This window comes from Mesorhizobium escarrei (genome assembly GCF_935825525.1).
Taxonomy (GTDB): domain Bacteria; phylum Pseudomonadota; class Alphaproteobacteria; order Rhizobiales; family Rhizobiaceae; genus Mesorhizobium; species Mesorhizobium escarrei.
Window position 1 is genome coordinate 24,984 of sequence record NZ_CAKXZT010000116.1, and the last position, 15,452, is coordinate 40,435.

Sequence of the window (15,452 nt, forward strand, 5' to 3'; positions counted from 1 at the left end):
TAACCCAACTCGCCCTAGACCTTGCCGCGGCCTTCGTGCTCGCCATAACGCCCGGTCCGCGGAGACTCTATGTTGTCGCCCGCAGTCTCGCCGGCGGTCGCCCCGATTGCGTTCAACAAGCTCGCCGACGTGTTGCGCTTGTTTCAAGGCCGCACGGCGGCGAGTCCTGGATGGATCCAGAGCCTGAGGGAAGGTCGGGGAGGCGCTATGATCGCGCTGGGCATCGGCCTCGCTACGAAGAAGCAGCCTGCCACATCAGTTTGGCTCCGGATCGGCGCGGCATCTTTCCGGGCTGGCGCTTACTGTGTGGAAGCAGCTGGATAGCCTTCAGCCATCTTCGGTCATTTCGCCTGGCAGATCAATATTCTCAAGAGGCGCGGTAGTATCCGTTGCGTGAAAGTCGGCTCACAATGAGAGACAATCGTGTGAATAAAGAGCGGGTCAGTTCGATTGGCTCGCCTTCCTATGCCGATCAGTTCGGCGTCGTAAATCAACAAACGGCAGAAGCCAGTCACCCGATAATGGCGGCCGCCTTGATGAAGGAAACCCACTCCGTGCGCCAGGCGACACTTCGGTTTGCACTCGACCACATGGCGACGCCCGGGCTTGATGTCGGGACGTTCTTCGCGCTCGCACGCGATCTCGGTCTGACCGACGTGCAAATCCGGAACAATCCCTGCAGTAAGGCTGCTGTGCGCGGCAATCCGCCGGCGGATGTCCGGTCTGCCGCTGCCGAAGCAGGCATCACGATTATCTCAGTCAACGCCTTGCAGCGATTCAACGAATGGACTCCCGCCCGCAAGGCCGAGGCCAGCAAGCTCGCCGATTATGCGGCCGCCTGTGGCGCCCAGGCGCTTATGCTGGTGCCGGTGAACGACGGTTCGTGGTCCGCCAATGGCGACCGCCCAGGCAATCTCCGCGTCGCCTTAAAGGCGCTCAAGCCGATACTTCAGTCGCGGGGTCTGATTGGGCTCATCGAACCGCTTGGCTTCCAGACCTCCTCGCTTCGATCGAAGAACGAAGCGGCTAACGCTATAGCCTCGGTTGATGGCCAGTCCGTCTTCCGGCTTGTGCACGATACATTCCACCACACGCTCGCCGGCGAGACGTCCTTCTTCTGCGATCTGACCGGTCTGGTGCACGTTTCAGGCATAAACGATCCAACCTTCTGGATTCATCCGGATCGCATCGTGGGAGGTTCCGACAATTGCAGCCAGATCCGGGCGCTACTTGATGGCGGCTATACCGGTCCCTTTTCTCTTGAGCTCGTCGAGGAAGTCCACGCGTTGAATGACTCTGCAGGCGCATTTGCCGCCAGCATCGATCTCATCCGACACGGGCTACTCACGCGAGTGCCGGTCTAATTCGCGTAGGCAATTGAGCGGAGAAGTCATTCGAGATCGCTCCTGTGTCCCGCTCATGCAGGTGCTTGCCGGATCACCATTGTCAGGACTGGCCATTGGACCGCCTTGGGCGGCCGCGGCAGTTCGATGGATCCGCAAGGCGAAGGTTGGATCTGATGCTGAGGCCGGCGGGCTATCCGAACTTTCGAGTTTGACGATGTCTGATTGGGAACGCAGGGGGCGAAGCATAACGTAGCCGTTCTAAGTCGAAGCGGGCTTGCGCCGAGCCAATTTGGCGTTTCTTAGACAAAGTCTATGAAAACCGTTCGAGTTTGCGAATACATTTCTGCACGATGGTGCTGTGGTGCTCGTCCGAGACGGACACGTAATAGCGACCGTTGAAGAGGAGCGCCTCAACCGGATCAAGCTCACGAACAAGCTCGCAAGTGGGGCGATTCAACACTGCCTTTCAGCCGCTGTGGTTCAGTTCAAAGAGATCGATCGGGTAGCCTTCTACGCTGCCGAAGCTATTGTAACGCCGCCCTCGAGAAGATGCTTGTTTCCAGCCGGACGCTTCCATCCTTTAGGATGCTAAAATTGATGGTACAGAAGCTGTTCGCGCAGGAGTTCGGCACCGAGCTGGGGGTTCGCGTCTCTCATTTGTAAGTCATCCCGCCGCGCCCACTTCCATCTCCATCAGCCGCTCGGCGGCAAAGCCGATCATCTCGCGCATTGATCGGCGTCGGGATCTTCTTCACGAGCCCGCGCAGGTCCATCATGTTGGTCATCGGTGCTTCCTTCGAATCAGGTTGTCAGCAACCCAACCCTACCGAAAAACATCGATAACCCCCGCTACGCCGCTCGCTCGCTACCGCGCTGTTGAGGGCGCGCTCGCGAGCGGCTTCTCCACCGTCGAGCTACACCCCGTCCCAGGGCGCGACCCGCAGCACTGCCAGTGCAGATTGGGTCGCGCTCTTGAGCGGCTTCTTTCAGTTCGTATGCCTGCCATCGATGTACCATCGAAGATGCGGGAGATGGTTTTTTGCATGCTGCGGGAAATCCACCACCTCGTCGATCCCGAGAGATGGCATAGCCACTTGCTCTTAGGGGCTCACACCCGGTCTGTTCGGGGGTGTGCGCCGCCAGCAGGGCTTGCTCGGGCGGTCGGATGCATATAGCTCGACCACAGAAGAAGCGGCCGGACCTTCAATCGTCGTCTGCCGCGACTTCCTTCGCAATTTCGTGTTCAACAAGGAACTACCTATGAGGCGGCAGCCCCGGGCATTCACGGTGGAGATCAGACAGAAGCGCAGTTCTCAAAAACGGAGTCGTTCGATCTGGGGCGATGTCGATCTCACCGCAGCAACGGCCGAAACAAGAAGGGAACTCGAGGAGATGGAGTTGCCAAATCGTCGCCTTGTTGACTCAAGCGTCGTAGCGCTTGATGCTGAACACATGCACAAACCGCGAGCGGAGCATCTCATGGCAAATCCCCTGGACGCAGAACCAGTAACAACTGCAACGCAACCGGCAGCCAAATTGGAGACGCTTGAAAAGAAGAAGGCCAAACGGCCGCCGAAGGCGAAGGCTGAGCCCAGGCCGGCTGCTCGGAAGAATGCCCCTAGCGCGGCGTCCGAGGCGAAGGAAGCACCAGCAGCGACCGTCCGGGCCGGACGTAAGACCTACTCTGAAAAGGAGCGCGCCCAGATGCTCGCCCTGATCCAAAAGTCTATCAGTGGCGGCGACACCCACAAGAGCGCCGTAAAGCAGGCCGGCATCTCGGAACAGACCTACTATCAATGGAAGAAAGCTTCGCCGCCTGCGCCGGTTGGTGACGATCTGAAGGACCTCGTCGCGCTTGAGGAAGAAAACAAGCGACTGAAGAGCCTGCTCGCGGATCGCCTGCGCAAGGAGAACGCGGAACTGAAGAGGAAGCTCGGGCTTTAGTAACCCTGAATCGCAGATCGGAGCGCCAGAATTCTTGTCCGACGCGCTATCCGAGAGCTCATAGTTTACGCGTCCTATCTGCGCTTCGAACCGCACCAGCTGGTCTCGACGCGGCTGGAAGGCATCATCGGCGAAATCCCGCATACGCCGCTCGATCAGGCTGTCGCCGAGGCTCTGAAAGATATCGGCATCGCAACGGTGAACGGCGTTTCCAAAGCCGCCTGAACGCACCGCCGAAGGGGACGTCTAAGCTTAGAGCCGTCCCATCAGCAGCAACAGCAGAACCACCACCAGCACCACACCGACAATGCCTGAAGGTCCGTAGCCCCAGGAGCGCGAATGCGGCCAGGCGCGGCACCGCGCCGATGAGGACAAGGATCAAGATGATGATGATAATGGTGCTGATCGGCATGAGACATTCCCGGCATTTGCTTCAGGCCAATGCCCTCGCATTGCCGGGGAAACAATGCAAAAGGCCGCCTGGTAGTTCCAGGCGGCCTTTGCCGGCCGAAACGACAAGCCTGTCTATTCGGCGGCTTTCGGGAAGGCGATTGCCGGCTCGGTGCCGGTGTCCGCTGTCGGCGTGTCCGACGAGATCTCGCCCTTGCCGCGCCGGAACAGCCGGCTGAATAAGCCGCGCCGCGCGCCGGGCTTCACCTTGGCCCGGGTGAACACCATCAGCATCGACGGTGTCACCACCAGCGTCAGCACGGTGGCGAAGGACAGGCCGAAGACGATCGCCGAAGACAGCGAAATCCACCACTGCGTCGACGGCGCGTTGATCGTCGTCTCGTGATGGAAGATTTCCAGCCCAAGGCCGAAGGCGATCGGCAGCACGCCAAGGATGGCCGACACTGCCGTCAGCACCACCGGGCGCGCACGCTCGCGGCAGGTCTGCAGCACGGCGTCCATCTTGTCCCAACCCTCTTCGCGCAGCCGGTCATAGGTGTCGATCAGCACGATGTTGTTGTTCACCACCACGCCGGCAAGCGCGATGACGCCGATGCCTGACATGACGATGCCGAACGTCTCGCCTGTTATCAGCAGCCCGAGGAACACGCCGATCGTCGCCATGACCACGCAGGACAGCACCAGCCAGACGCTGGTGAACTTGTTGAACTGCGCTAACAGCACCAGGAAGATCAGGAAGATCGCCGCCCCGAAGGCCTTGCTGAGGAAGGCGCTGGCTTCGGCGCTGTCCTCGTTCGAGCCGGCCAGCTTCCAGCGGATGCCGCTGCCGAGATTCATGTCGGTGACGGCCCGGGTGACCTCCTGCTGCACGGCCGCGACCTGGGCGCCGGCGGCAACGTTGGCCTGGACGACCACGGTACGCGCGCCGTCGATGCGGTTGAGGATGCCGACCGTCGGTTCGGGCTTGCGCACGACGAAGTTCGAGATCGGCACCGAGCCTTGCGAGGTTTGCACCCTAAGCTCGTCGAGCGTCGACAGCGTGCGCCGGTCCTCCGGCAAGCGCAGCCGGATGTCGACCGCCTTGTCGGCGCCGGCAGGCCTGTATTCTGAGAGCTTCAAACCGTTGGTGACAAGCTGCACCACGGTGCCGACCGAGGTCGGGCTGATGCCGTACTGGGCAGCCTTGGCCCGGTCGACCTCGAGCGCCCAGTCGACGCCGGGCGGCGGCAAGCCGTCGGAAATGTCGATGACGCCGGGCACCTTGGCGATGCGCGCCGCCACCGCACGCGCCTTCTCGTCCAATCCCTTGGGGTCGACGGCCGAAAGCCTGATCTGGATCGGCTTGCCGGTCGGCGGGCCCGCTTCCGGAACGCGGACCTCGACATCGACGCCGGGAATGCCCGCCATGACGCCGCGCAGATCGTTCAGGATATCGTTCGCGGATTTGCGCTCGCGCCAGTCGATGAACTCATAGTTGATGACGCCGACGACGTCTTCAGGCACATCCTGGCCGCCGCCCTCGGACTTGCCGACGCGTGTATAGACCGACTTCACGCCCGGCCAGCCAAGCAGCCGGTTTTCCGCGGTCTTCGTGGCGGCATCCATTTCGGCGAGCGAAAGATTGCCGCGGGCGTGCACATAGAGCAGGCCGTAGTCGGGCTCGACATTCGGGAAGAACTCGACGCCGGCGCCGTATTTCGAATAGGCAAAGCCGACACCGAACAAAAGCCCGACGGTGAGCAGAATGACGGTGATGGGAAAGCGAACCGCCTGCTTGACCACCGCCATATACCAGCCGTCGCGGTTGTCGCTCTCGTGATGCGGCGGCGCCTTGGCGAACAAGGCGCCCAGCGCCGGTGCAAAGACCAGTGCATAGAGCATCGAGGCCGAGAGCGTGACGATCAGCGTGATCGGCATGTATTTCATGAAGTCGCCGATGATGCCTGGCCAGAACAGCAGCGGCGAAAAGGCGGCGATGCGCGTCATCGTCGCGGCGATGACCGGACCGGCCATGCGCTTGGCGGCAAGCGCGAAGGCTTCCTGCTTAGGCATGCCCTCGCTCATCCGCCGTTCGGCGAACTCGGTGACGATGATGGCGTCGTCGACCAGCATGCCGACCGCCAGAATGAGGCTGAACAGCACGATCATGTTGATCGTGTAACCCATCATGGCGAGCAGCAGGATGCCGATCAGGAAGGAGGACGGAATGGCGAGGCCAATGAGCAGCGAGGCGCGGCCCGACAGTGCGTAGAGGATGACGATGAACACCAGGATCACCGCGATCATCACGTGGTTCTGCAGATCGCCGAGCAGCTGGTTGACGAAGACCGACTTGTCCTGCGTGTAGGTGACGTGCATCCCCTCGGGCATGGTCTTGACGAAGGTATCGGACACCTCCCTCACCTTGGTGAGGGTGTCGATCAGATTGGCGCCGATGCGCTTCTTCACCTCGATGGCGATGGCCGGCTTCCCGTTGAGGCGCGTCACCGTCTCGGCATCCTTGAAAGTCGAGCGGATCGTGGCGATGTCCTTGGCCTGCACCACGGCGTTGGGGCCGGCGACGATCGGCAGCGCCGCGACATCCTCCGGCGTCTCGATCAATGACGGCACCTTGACGGCGTATTTGCCCTGCGACCCCTCGATGTTGCCGGCGGCGACAAGACTGTTGGAATCGCCAACCGCTCCGATCAGCTGCTCTAGCTGCAGCCCGTAGGAAGACAGTTTCATCGGATCGATGACGACTTCGACGAGATCGTCGCGGGCGCCCTGCAGCGAGCCTTCGAGGACGCCGGGCACTTCCTCGATGCGGTCTCGCAGTTCGCGCGCCGCGGCGGCCAGCACGCGTTCGGGCAATTCGCCGGACAAGGTGACGACCAGCACCGGGAATTCGGAAATGTTGACCTCGGTGACGACGGGCTCCTCGGCCGCCTGCGGCAGGTCGGCCTTGCCGTCCTGCACCTTGGAGCGCGTATCCTGCAGCGCCGTCGCCAGGTTCGTCTGCGGCTGGAACTCGACCAGCACATAGCCGCCGCCCTGGAAGGCGGCCGAGCGCATTTCCTTGAGACCCTTCAGGCTTTTCAGCTTGCTTTCCATCGGCCGCAGCAGAAGGCGCTCGGAATCCTCCGGCGAAATGCCTTGATAGATCAGGCTGACATACATCATCGGGATCGGAACGTCGGGTTCGGCTTCCTTCGGCGTCGACTGATAGGCGACCCAGCCTGCAATCAGCAGGAAAACCAGGACCGAGATGGTCAGGCGGGCATTGTTGATTGCGAGTCTGACGATATCCATGACTTATGCCTGCTGTGCTTGTCGGGGAGTGGCGAAAGGACTGACGTCGCCAGGCAGAGCCCGGCGCCGGCGCCCCGGCGCTACTGCGTCCCGGCGGTCGCCTCGCCCAGCAGCTTCTGAATGGTCGCCTGGTCGGCCTCGACCGGCTTGACCACTTCGCCTTCCTTCACCAGTTCCTGGCCGGCGACGATGATGCGCGCATCGGCCGGGATGCCGCCGAGCACCAGGCCGGTCGGCGTGTCGTCGACAAGGTCGATCGGGAAGAACGCGACCTTGTTGTCCTTGCCGACGGCGCGGATGCCGAGATCGCCCTTGTCGCCGAGCGTCACCACCGAACGCGGCAGCAGCACCGCGTCGGTCGGCAGCGCGCTGAGCTGGATTTCCGCCGTCATGCCGGCCGGCACGGAGCCATCGGCATTGGGGATCGCGACCTCGACACGGAAGGTGCGGGTCGCCGACGACGCGTCGCGGCTGATGTAGCGTACGGTGCCTTCCACGGTCTGGCCGCTGACCAGCCGGACATTGGCCTTGTCACCGATCTTGAGATAGCCGAGGTCGCGCTCGCTGATCTCGCCGCGCGCGATCACCGGATCGAGCTTGATGATGGTCGCTACCTCGCCGCCCTGCATGACCGAGCTGCCGAGTTCCACCGGCACCCGGTCGATGACGCCGTCGAACGGCGCCTTGACCTCGTTGCGATCGAGTTCGGCCTGCGCGGTATCCAGCTGAGATTGCGCCTGGGTCAGATTGGAGCGGGCGGTGTCGAGCTGCAGCTTGGGCAGATTGCCGGTCTTGGTGAGCCGCTCGGCGGCATCGAGCTCGGCCGTGCGCTGCGCCACGAGCTGCTTGGCGTTGTCGACCATCGAGATCTTTTCTTCGGCGGCAAGCATCAGCACGAGGTCACCGGTCTTGACGTGCTGGCCTTGGCTGACCGGCAGCCTGTCGATGACGCCGGCGACCCGGGTTGCCAGCACCGCGCGTTTGTCGGCCTCGGTCAGCCCGGAAATGCGGATTGCGCGCGCATAGGTCTTGCGCGGCGGCGTCACCACCGCGACCGTGCGCAGCGGCGCCTTCGGTTCGGCTTGCGCCGTCTTCGGCTTGCTCGCGTCCGGCGCCTTGCCCTGCTCGACTTCGGCTGCCTTGGCCTTGTTGGCCGCTACGCTGCCGACCGACGAGAATTCGCCTGTCACCATCCACGCCGCGAAACCAATAAGCACAACAATGGCTGCAAGCTTGTGAAACCTGATTTTAGGCATCGTCATTTTTCCACTGCGGGTTCACCTCTGTATGAGGGAAGCGGTCCTCGTTGATGCCGGAGAGGAGAAGCCAGCCTAGGTGAAGCAGCAGTTGCGCGACCACGATCAGATGGCACAGAAGCTTGGCTTCGAGCGTGAACCGAGAACGGCGCCAGTCATAGACCACCGACGTCAAAGAAGCGGGCGTAAGGTCCATCCGCGAAGTGGAGCTGCAACTCATCAAAATTCTGCACCGTCTGGTCTAGCGCTCGCGTTTCCTGGCGCTGAAGGGTGGCGCGATCAGATAGCTCAATGGCCGGAGCGCCCAGGAAATCCCAAACCTTTCCCAGGCAAGCAGCGGGTTCGTGAAGGAGGCTCTCGTATTCGACTACAAGCAGGTGGCTCGGCGTGAAGGAGTGCTCGATGCGAGCGTGGAAATCGTCCGCGGCTTTGAAGTAAGCCTCGCAGTCAGCGATTGACAATCTGACGCGCGGCGGCCGAGCGGCGTCCGAACTGAATTTCAGCCACTGGCCGCTTTGCCTTGCCTGTGCAAAGGACCGTAGCGATTCCAATATGTTTCGGGTTACGAGGATGACCTTGAGTGCTGGCCAACGAGTCAGTTCAGCAAAAAAAGCTGGGCGATCGTGAAATTGGGGTTCATTGATCTTGCAGCCGATATGCGTCACGTTCCTGTAGTCTGGCGTGGGATAGCGCAAATAGGCTTGTTCGAGGAGCTCACGATCGGTGCGTAGCAGGCGGTCCTTCCCGGGCCAATTGGTATCATACTCATTGAGCAACTCACCGTTGCTTAGTACGGTCGGATGCTCATTTAGCAATTCCTCCAGATAGTGTGTGCCAGTCCTTGGCATGGCAAGGATAACAAAAGGCTGAGGTGTCGGCGTGCGGTGTGTCATTGCTATGTGTTTCCAGCTAGTAGTGGTCGCGAGGGTTTAGGGCAGACCAGGGCACAACAAGCTCGGCTGCTATGTCTTGAACGGGGACTCGATTCGCCCTCATGCAACCGGACCGCTCCTAGACTTTTCGCGGCCGACATCGGCGGATGCTTGCGGCAATGGCTAAGTGGCGGCTTCGCTTTAGTGTTGCTGTGCCACGCAGCTTGGCTCCAGCTCTGATGGTAACCAGTTCGCGATCCATCGAGGCCTCCTTCCCGGGCCGTCGTCAGCAGCGTCAACGCATCAGGCGTCGACGAAACAGCGCAGCAGAGAGGAAAAACGGCAATACCGCATACATACAAAGTGCGCCGATATGCAGCCCGACGTTGTCTGCCGCGTGGCCAAGCATTACCGGACGGATCAGGTCGATAGAGTTCGCCAGCGGCGAGAAGGCCGCCAGGCGCTGAAAGGCGCCTGGCAGCTGGCCGACTGGAAAGACCGCGCCAGACAGGAACAGCATGGGTGTGATGACGAGCGTCTGATAGAATATAAAATAGTGGTAGCTGGGCGCGAGCGCGATGACGACCATTGCCAGGCTGGCAAAGGCGAAGCCGGTGAGAGCGACGACCGGCAGCACATAGGGGACGGACGTCCACGCCGCATAGCCCAGGGTGGCAGCAACAATGGTAATTGCCGTGCCGGCCAGAAAGGCCTTGGTGGCTGCCCATGCCAATTCACCGAGAACGATGTCGCCCAGGGTAAGTTGTGTATGCAGGATTGCTTCCCAGGTGCCCAGGTCGCGCATGCGACTGAAAACCGCGTATATTGTTTCGAAGGTCGATGCGGTCATCGCGCCTGTCGCGACCATCCCGGCTGCCAAGAAGGCAATGTACGAGGCGCCTTCAACCCGACCTACCATTAGTCCAAGACCAGTACCGAGCCCGAAAAGGTAAATCATCGGATCGGCAAGAGTACCGAGAAGCGACGCAAATGCGACCTTCTTCCACGCCAGATAGTTGCGGCGCCACACCGCAATCCAGTTCCACGCGTTGGCGGGCAGTGCCGCCGCAAGACCTTCACGCATCATTCACTTCTCCATCTCGCGTCCGGTTAGCCGCAAGAAGACGTCCTCCAGACTTGGTGGGCGCTCCAAAATCCGCAGACCCGCGCGCCCGCGAAGCTGGACACGCACCTGCTCTGGATCGGGCGCATAGCAAAAGAGTGTCTCGCCGCTTACCTCAATGCGCTGAACGTACGGCTTAATCAGCGAAGTCAGCTCCTGCGGATTCCCGCCAAAGATCTCGATCACATTGCATCCAATATGTTCGTCTATCAGAGCATGAGGGCTGCCCTCGGCAATCTTGCGTCCCCGCTCCAGTACACACAGCCGATCGCATAGCCGCTCAGCCTCTTCCATGAAGTGGGTAGTCAAAATAATCGTCTTTCCGCTCGCCAGCAGAAAACGCAGCCGCTCCCAGATCAGGTGGCGGGCGTGCGGGTCGAGGCCGGTAGTCGGCTCGTCCATTATAAGGAGCTGGGGGTCGTTGATCAGCGCGCGTGCCAACGTTAGACGCCGCTTCATGCCGCCTGATAGCTGGCCGACGCGTGCGTCCGCCTTGCTCTCAAGGCGGGCAAACTCGAGGAGAGATGGAACGACCCGTTGAATCTCCCGTGTACTCATGCCGAAGTACCGCCCGAACACCACCAGGTTCTCGCGGACCGTGAATTCCAGGTCCAGGTTGTCGAACTGCGGAACGACGCCTATGCCCTTGCGGGCCAAGCGACTTCGAGCCGGCACCGGCACTCCGAGCACTGTGATCTTACCCGAGTCAGGCCGGGTCATGCCGAGGAGCATGCGCGCAATCGTGCTCTTGCCTGCACCGTTCGGCCCCAGCAGGCCGAAGCACTCTCCCGTACCCACGGCGAATGACAACCCGTTCACAACGAGCTTGCTGCCAAATGACTTGGTTACGTCGTTAAGGTCGACTGCTACATTGGACATGCGTCTATCTCAGGCTGAAACAGGCCAATCGGCCGGCCGGCTGCCTACGTTCGAGGTTCTGGTCCAGAGCAGCCGTATCTGTGCTGGTCCTTTGGGAAATGACAGCGGAGAAACGCGTGTCGCTCCCGTGCAAAAAAGGGTCGAAAGCCTACGATCGCATTCGGCTGGTTCCCGTTCCGATCGTTGATGCATGCCTAAGCTCTCGACGTATTGGCAACGAAAGTTATTCGGTCAGTCGGAGCTGTGAAGAACCCCAGGCTTAACCAGCTGTGCAGAATCGCGCGAACGATCCGCCGTACGATTCGAGCCGGCAATTCCCGGGCTGCCTGTACCATTTGCTCTGGTGATCGGGTTTGCGATGATGATCGGCTTCTTGCTCCCGTGGGGCTGGGTAGCATTTTTGCGCGACAGCCAGTCACTGTTGCTCAATGTACACAACGCATAAGCTTTCAAGGGAAGGAGGAGAAAGATGTTGATGAACGTGTGCAGAGAAAAGCCGAAAAACCGAGATTGGCGTGCACGAAAAGCTATCACGGTGCATCGAATGGTCGTCATGCCGGCAATGATCACTGCCGTTGGCCAAGGCACCGTATCTGTCAATGCGAGCTCTGCGAGCCCGGCTAGTACAGCGACGGCGAGCAACAATGGGCCGAGATTCTGTCCAATTACGTCCAACGTGAGATAGCGATCGAGGCTCGGCAACAGGCGCAGTGCCAGCAGCGTGTCGCGGAAAGTGCTTCGTGCCCATCGTAGTTGTTGGCGCAGATAGGGCCCCAGCTTATCCGGAACGACTGTCGCCGCGATCGCGTCCGGAACGTACTCGGTCCGAAAGCCTGCTTTCAGCATCAGGATGGTAAGATGGCGGTCCTCGCCGAAGTCGCTAGGCTTGCCCCTAAACAGCTGAGTCTCGTATTGATCTAGCAGCGACATCAGAGAAGAGCGGCGGTACATTGCACATGGGCCGCAACAGCACATGACCGCACCAAAGCGAGCCTGCGCAGCGCGCTCCTCGTTGCAGGCGAGCCAGTACTCCATGTCAATCAGCCGGGTCAACCAAGTGTCGCTCCGGTTGGATGCCGTCAGCTGGCCCATGGCGGCGCCGATCGCTGGATCCCGCATCCTTGCGGTAAGTTTCGCAATCACGTCGGGCTCGAGAGTCGTGTCAGAGTCGACGCTGAGCACGAAATCTCCAGACGAGCCACGGATCGCTGCGATCTGCGCCTTGCGTTTGCCGACATTGTGGGGGAGCTGAATAAACGTGAATCTGGGGTCGTCTACGTAGGCGTGATGCACCGGCGTGAGGGCCTTGCGATTTCCAGAACCGTCATCCACCACATAGACGTGCAGCTTTCCGGCGTATTCCTGGTTGGCAACCGAAGCCAGACAGGCCGAAAGTGTACGCGGCTCCTCATTGTAACAGGGGATAATGACATCCACGCTCGGCCAAAGGTCGGAGGCGAGCAAGTCGTCCGAGATTGATGCAACGTGTCCCGACTGCGCGTAAACCGCTTGCATACCTTTATAAACGGTCGAGAGCAGCGCATAACACGAAACGGCGACGGTACTGGCTGTGGTAAGCGGGTCCATAAGATCTCGTTTGTTCAATGATGTTGAGGAAGGGGTCGGACTGTGAATCCGCGGTCGTGCAGCGCTGGAATCAGGCGGGACAGCGCCATAACCGTCTGCTCGCGTGGATCGCTTTGAGAGCGCTCGCACCCGTCGTGCAGGAGCACAATCGCGCCCGGGCGGAGACCGGCAAGAACTGAATCGACAATCGAGTCGGCGCCGGGGCGAGACCAGTCTCGCGGGTCTACTGACCAATGCAGGGGTGCCAATCCAGTGCTCGCCGAGGCTGTGAGAACTTCTTCGGTCCAGCTCCCATACGGCGCACGAAAGTACCGCACCGCAGCGTGGGGGCACGCCATCATGATGGCGCTGTTCGCCTCAACGATTTCACGTTCAACTTCGCCGGGTGCGCATCTGGACAGGTCCGGATGAGTCATCGTGTGATTGGCCACTTCATGCCCATCGCTAATCATTCGCCGGATAAGCTCCGGCCGGTCTACAGCCGCGTCACCGATCACGAAGAACGTCGCCGGTGTCCGGTGTTGCGCCAGCAGGTCGAGGACCTCCGGTGTCCAAACGGGATCGGGGCCGTCGTCAAACGTGAGATAGACGCTGCGCTCTTCGGTGCCGTCAGCGCAGTCACTGGGCACTTCACATATACAGTCCAGATGTTTCATAGCTCCGGACCGTTCCGCTCGATGAAGGTGCCGGACGGCCACTCGTCCATCGACCGCCCGATCGGCGAGACCAGGACGAGATCGTCCTCCAAGCGTGTGGGCGGCAGGTCGGGATGTATGTCTGCCAGGGTCGAGCGGATGCGAACGTCCGGCACAATCTTCCCAAGCCCCGCATTGCAGAGCCTCTGAATATGATTTCGCATTTCGTGCCGAACCGTGCCGAAAGCGAATGGAACGCCCATCTGCTCCAGCGCTGGATACAGACTGCGCATCGACAAGCTGATGCCGAGGCCCTCAAGATCCCGACGCACCCCGTACAATCCGAGTTCGGCCACCAGCACGTCGATCTCGCCAACTTTGATGAACCGGCGCAGTAGACCGAGATGTGCCGCTACACCGTGCGCGTCCCTACCAATTGCGCGGAACTCTGGCCTCGCGCCGGCCCAACTGCGGCCGCCTTCGAATCGCCTTGCGGAGAAGGTGCCAGTCCCTCCATAGGTTTTGTGCAAGAAGTCTGAGAGCTCGACATGCTCATGCAGTTGCAACTCGTTTTCCCAACACAACCTCCACTGCACTTCAGAGCGCATGGAAAGACCTCATTCGTTCGTGTTTTCCTGAGGTAAGCGCCTAATGACGGGGAGCTTGTCGCGTCGAGCAGACGCGATATGGCTTTCGCAGATCACCGAGGAACTTTAGCCGCACTGGACATGCGATCCGGCCGACACCGGAAGGCGTACGCCAGAAATGCTGTCCGGCACCCACGCAAGCATTAAGTTCCTTTAGGGCTTGCTTACATCCTTGTAAGGTCCCTATGCGACGTTCAGCAAAACTGGTAAAATCGTTTGTTTCGATGAAAGGTATCCACTCGATGGATAGCCGCGCCCATGCGTTTCAAGGGACTTGATCTCAATCTTCTCGTTGTGCTGGACGCATTGCTGGCCGAGCGCAATCTCTCGGCGGCGGCACACCGCATAAACCTGAGTCAGCCGGCCATGAGTGCGGCCGTCGCCCGGCTGCGCGATTTTTTCGGCGATGAACTGTTCAGCATGAACGGTCGCGAACGTATTCTGACGTCACGTGCGGTAGCACTTGGCCCCGCAGTCCGCGACGCTCTCCTGCGCATCCAGTCCTCGATTATTTCGTCCGATCCGTTTGACCCAAATCGATCCGATCGCCGCTTCAGGATCATTATTTCCGATTTCGCCACGCTGGTGTTTTTTGAAAAAGTCGTGGAGCGTGTCGCTCGGGAAGCCCCCGCCGTCACGTTCGAATTGCTGCCTCTCGATGACAACCCAAATGAGCTCCTCCGGCGAGGCGACATCGACTTTGTAATTCTTCCGGATATGTTCATGTCGGGCGCGCATCCAAGCGTGGCGCTTTTCGATGAGAAGCTGGTATGCGTGGGCTGTGCCGCCAACAAGCAGCTGCCACGGCAGCTTACATTTGAGAGATACCTGTCGATGAGGCACGTCTGCGTCAGGTTCGGACGTTGGCGCAAGCCCTCCATGGAGGAACTGTTCTTGCTTGAGCACGGCCTGAAAAGACGTGTCGAAGTCGAGGTGCAGGGCTTCAGCATGGTGCCGCCAATGGTGTCCGGCACAGCTCGTATTTCGTCCGTGCCCCTCCGGCTGGTTAAGCACTTCGAAAAAACATTCCCCCTTAAGGTCGTCGAACTTCCGCTGCCGCTTCCCGTTTTCACCGAAGCCGTCCAATGGCTGGCCAACCACAACAGCGATCCGGCCAGCATCTGGATGCGGGAGATAATGGTGCAGGAAGCATCCCGGCTGGCTACTCCTGCGAATCCACGAGAGGCCCCCAGCGCTCCTGGACTTGTGTCGGCCGCTACCGCCCACTCTCATGTTGCCTGAGGCGACAGATCGTCAGCTGATTGGCAGGTGTTGCGCTTGCAGACTGTGAGACTCCCGGGGCGAGGAGCGGAACTCGAAGTGCATGTCTCTGGGTCGGGTACCGCGTCCGGATTCGCAGCTTGGCTGGCCTTGGTCTAGGCTTGCTGGGGCCATCGTGGGTTTATGCCGCGGGTGCGGTCGATGGTCGCTTCGAAGCTCTGGTTGGAGTTGTCAGCTGGC

General features: G+C 60.5%; 14 protein-coding genes and 1 pseudogene. 4 read left to right on the forward strand and 11 right to left on the reverse strand.

Going from position 1 to position 15,452, the window contains the following annotated elements; all coding sequences use genetic code 11:
* The first annotated feature begins 521 nt into the window (after nt 1-521).
* Both NMG80_RS09175 and NMG80_RS37785 read left to right on the forward strand, forming a co-directional pair.
* Entirely contained in the window at nt 522-1,364 is an 843-nt protein-coding gene (locus NMG80_RS09175; RefSeq protein ID WP_254017911.1) for a TIM barrel protein, read from the forward strand.
* A gap of 343 nt (nt 1,365-1,707) precedes the next feature.
* The gene (locus tag NMG80_RS37785) at nt 1,708-1,938 is read left to right on the forward strand and encodes a hypothetical protein (RefSeq protein ID WP_425293537.1); all 231 of its coding nucleotides are present in this window, start codon (nt 1,708-1,710) and stop codon (nt 1,936-1,938) included.
* Nucleotides 1,939-1,999: 61 nt separating this feature from the next.
* Here the strand turns inward: NMG80_RS37785 and NMG80_RS37030 are convergent, their stop codons facing one another.
* The gene (locus NMG80_RS37030; protein ID WP_280113299.1) at nt 2,000-2,131 is read right to left on the reverse strand and encodes a hypothetical protein; all 132 of its coding nucleotides are present in this window, start codon (nt 2,129-2,131) and stop codon (nt 2,000-2,002) included.
* A gap of 475 nt (nt 2,132-2,606) precedes the next feature.
* On the opposite strand from NMG80_RS37030, the gene NMG80_RS09185 reads away from it, so the two are divergent.
* Nucleotides 2,607-3,290, forward strand: coding sequence for a transposase (locus NMG80_RS09185; protein WP_436798572.1), 684 nt, complete (start codon nt 2,607-2,609; stop codon nt 3,288-3,290).
* Nucleotides 3,291-3,542: 252 nt separating this feature from the next.
* Here NMG80_RS09185 and NMG80_RS09195 read toward each other — a convergent pair.
* The 10 genes and pseudogenes from NMG80_RS09195 to NMG80_RS09240 all read right to left on the reverse strand — a co-directional run bounded on the left by NMG80_RS09195 (nt 3,543) and on the right by NMG80_RS09240 (nt 13,952).
* A pseudogene (locus tag NMG80_RS09195) lies at nt 3,543-3,702 on the reverse strand (DUF3309 family protein).
* Between the two features lie 113 nt (nt 3,703-3,815).
* Nucleotides 3,816-6,992, reverse strand: a complete 3,177-nt coding sequence (locus NMG80_RS09200) for an efflux RND transporter permease subunit (protein WP_254017818.1) — start codon at nt 6,990-6,992, stop codon at nt 3,816-3,818.
* An 80-nt stretch (nt 6,993-7,072) separates the two neighbouring features.
* Nucleotides 7,073-8,248: an efflux RND transporter periplasmic adaptor subunit gene (locus tag NMG80_RS09205; protein ID WP_254017819.1), complete on the reverse strand. Its 1,176-nt coding sequence runs from the start codon at nt 8,246-8,248 to the stop codon at nt 7,073-7,075.
* Nucleotides 8,241-8,423, reverse strand: a complete 183-nt coding sequence (locus NMG80_RS09210; protein WP_436798573.1) for a hypothetical protein — start codon at nt 8,421-8,423, stop codon at nt 8,241-8,243. The genes NMG80_RS09205 and NMG80_RS09210 overlap by 8 nt, the downstream gene beginning before the upstream one ends.
* Nucleotides 8,404-9,141: a sulfotransferase gene (locus NMG80_RS09215; RefSeq protein ID WP_123151120.1), complete on the reverse strand. Its 738-nt coding sequence runs from the start codon at nt 9,139-9,141 to the stop codon at nt 8,404-8,406. The genes NMG80_RS09210 and NMG80_RS09215 overlap by 20 nt, the downstream gene beginning before the upstream one ends.
* A gap of 274 nt (nt 9,142-9,415) precedes the next feature.
* Nucleotides 9,416-10,204 carry an ABC transporter permease gene (locus tag NMG80_RS09220; protein ID WP_008878233.1) on the reverse strand — a complete coding sequence of 263 codons (789 nt, stop codon included), beginning with the start codon at nt 10,202-10,204 and terminating at the stop codon, nt 9,416-9,418.
* 3 nt (nt 10,205-10,207) lie between these two features.
* Nucleotides 10,208-11,122 carry a nodulation factor ABC transporter ATP-binding protein NodI gene (nodI, locus tag NMG80_RS09225; RefSeq protein ID WP_008878232.1) on the reverse strand — a complete coding sequence of 305 codons (915 nt, stop codon included), beginning with the start codon at nt 11,120-11,122 and terminating at the stop codon, nt 10,208-10,210.
* Nucleotides 11,123-11,353: 231 nt separating this feature from the next.
* Nucleotides 11,354-12,709 (reverse strand): chitooligosaccharide synthase NodC, encoded by a 1,356-nt coding sequence (gene nodC, locus NMG80_RS09230; protein ID WP_008878230.1) that lies wholly within the window; start codon nt 12,707-12,709, stop codon nt 11,354-11,356.
* A gap of 14 nt (nt 12,710-12,723) precedes the next feature.
* A complete protein-coding gene (gene nodB / locus NMG80_RS09235) occupies nt 12,724-13,365 on the reverse strand; it encodes a chitooligosaccharide deacetylase NodB (protein WP_254017821.1) in 642 nt (213 codons plus the stop codon).
* Nucleotides 13,362-13,952 carry a NodA family N-acyltransferase gene (locus NMG80_RS09240; RefSeq protein ID WP_008878227.1) on the reverse strand — a complete coding sequence of 197 codons (591 nt, stop codon included), beginning with the start codon at nt 13,950-13,952 and terminating at the stop codon, nt 13,362-13,364. Before NMG80_RS09240 ends, nodB begins: the two co-directional genes overlap by 4 nt.
* 297 nt (nt 13,953-14,249) lie before the next feature.
* On the opposite strand from NMG80_RS09240, the gene NMG80_RS09245 reads away from it, so the two are divergent.
* Nucleotides 14,250-15,233, forward strand: a complete 984-nt coding sequence (locus tag NMG80_RS09245) for a LysR family transcriptional regulator (RefSeq protein ID WP_254017822.1) — start codon at nt 14,250-14,252, stop codon at nt 15,231-15,233.
* Nucleotides 15,234-15,452 lie beyond the last annotated feature (219 nt).

Bases quoted from the DNA above. Each gene is read 5' to 3' on its own strand.
- NMG80_RS09175 (WP_254017911.1), top strand. From the start codon at position 522: ATGGCGGCCGCCTTGATGAAGGAAACCCACTCCGTGCGCCAGGCGACA.
- NMG80_RS37030 (WP_280113299.1), bottom strand. From the start codon at position 2,131: ATGACCAACATGATGGACCTGCGCGGGCTCGTGAAGAAGATCCCGACG.
- NMG80_RS09185 (WP_436798572.1), top strand. From the start codon at position 2,607: ATGAGGCGGCAGCCCCGGGCATTCACGGTGGAGATCAGACAGAAGCGC.
- NMG80_RS09200 (WP_254017818.1), bottom strand. From the start codon at position 6,992: ATGGATATCGTCAGACTCGCAATCAACAATGCCCGCCTGACCATCTCG.
- NMG80_RS09205 (WP_254017819.1), bottom strand. From the start codon at position 8,248: ATGCCTAAAATCAGGTTTCACAAGCTTGCAGCCATTGTTGTGCTTATT.
- NMG80_RS09215 (WP_123151120.1), bottom strand. From the start codon at position 9,141: ATGACACACCGCACGCCGACACCTCAGCCTTTTGTTATCCTTGCCATG.
- NMG80_RS09220 (WP_008878233.1), bottom strand. From the start codon at position 10,204: ATGCGTGAAGGTCTTGCGGCGGCACTGCCCGCCAACGCGTGGAACTGG.
- nodI (WP_008878232.1), bottom strand. From the start codon at position 11,122: ATGTCCAATGTAGCAGTCGACCTTAACGACGTAACCAAGTCATTTGGC.
- nodC (WP_008878230.1), bottom strand. From the start codon at position 12,709: ATGGACCCGCTTACCACAGCCAGTACCGTCGCCGTTTCGTGTTATGCG.
- nodB (WP_254017821.1), bottom strand. From the start codon at position 13,365: ATGAAACATCTGGACTGTATATGTGAAGTGCCCAGTGACTGCGCTGAC.
- NMG80_RS09240 (WP_008878227.1), bottom strand. From the start codon at position 13,952: ATGCGCTCTGAAGTGCAGTGGAGGTTGTGTTGGGAAAACGAGTTGCAA.
- NMG80_RS09245 (WP_254017822.1), top strand. From the start codon at position 14,250: ATGCGTTTCAAGGGACTTGATCTCAATCTTCTCGTTGTGCTGGACGCA.